This is a genomic window from Kitasatospora sp. NPDC036934, assembly GCF_055608425.1.
The window spans coordinates 1-1,433 of the sequence record NZ_JBVJQR010000079.1 but is presented as its reverse complement, the minus strand read 5'-3'; the positions used below and the strand labels follow the sequence as shown (position 1 = coordinate 1,433).

General features: G+C 57.6%; 1 rRNA gene. It reads left to right on the top strand.

Annotated features, from left to right (window positions below):
- Positions 1-1,433 (top strand): 23S ribosomal RNA (locus ACZ7BZ_RS38315); the annotation flags it as partial.

Genomic DNA, 1,433 nt, shown 5'->3' with positions numbered 1-1,433 from the left:
GGCCGTGACTGCGTGCCTTTTGAAGAATGAGCCTGCGAGTTTGCGGTGTGTAGCGAGGTTAACCCGTGTGGGGTAGCCGTAGCGAAAGCGAGTCCGAATAGGGCGGTTGAGTTGCATGCCCAAGACCCGAAGCGGAGTGATCTAGCCATGGGCAGGTTGAAGCGCGGGTAAGACCGTGTGGAGGACCGAACCCACCAGGGTTGAAAACCTGGGGGATGACCTGTGGTTAGGGGTGAAAGGCCAATCAAACTCCGTGATAGCTGGTTCTCCCCGAAATGCATTTAGGTGCAGCGTCACGTGTTTCTTGCCGGAGGTAGAGCACTGGATAGGCGATGGGCCTTACCGGGTTACTGACCTTAGCCAAACTCCGAATGCCGGTAAGTGAGAGCGTGGCAGTGAGACTGTGGGGGATAAGCTCCATGGTCGAGAGGGAAACAGCCCAGAACACCGACTAAGGTCCCCAAGCGTGTGCTAAGTGGGAAAGGATGTGGAGTCGCAGAGACAACCAGGAGGTTGGCTTAGAAGCAGCCACCCTTGAAAGAGTGCGTAATAGCTCACTGGTCAAGTGATTCCGCGCCGACAATGTAGCGGGGCTCAAGCACATCACCGAAGTCGTGTCATTGCAGCATATAGGGCCAACGCCTGCTGTGATGGGTAGGGGAGCGTCGTGTGCCGGGTGAAGCGGCCGAGGAATCGAGTCGTGGACGGTATACGAGTGAGAATGCAGGCATGAGTAGCGATACAAGAGTGGGAAACTCTTGCGCCGATTGACCAAGGGTTCCTGGGTCAAGCTGATCTGCCCAGGGTAAGTCGGGACCTAAGGCGAGGCCGACAGGCGTAGTCGATGGACAACGGGTTGATATTCCCGTACCCGCTTTGAAGCGCCAACGCTGAACCAGGTGATGCTAAGGCCGTGAAGCCGTCCCGGAGCCTTCGGGCAAAGGGAAGTGGTGGAGCCGCTGGTCCAAGTCTGTAGTAGGTGAGCGATGGGGTGACGCAGGAAGGTAGTCCAGCCCGGGCGGTGGTTGTCCCGGGGTAAGGGTGTAGGCCGAGTGATAGGCAAATCCGTCACTCATTGAGGCTGAGACCTGATGCCGAGCCGATTGTGGTGAAGTGGATGATCCTATGCTGTCGAGAAAAGCCTCTAGCGAGTTTCATGGCGGCCCGTACCCCAAACCGACTCAGGTGGTCAGGTAGAGAATACCGAGGCGTTCGGGTGAACTATGGTTAAGGAACTCGGCAAAATGCCCCCGTAACTTCGGGAGAAGGGGGGCCATTCCTGGTGACGGCACTTGCTGCCAGAGCTGGGGGTGGCCGCAGAGACCAGCGAGAAGCGACTGTTTACTAAAAACACAGGTCCGTGCGAAGCCGTAAGGCGATGTATACGGACTGACGCCTGCCCGGTGCTGGAACGTTAAGGGGACCGGTTAGCT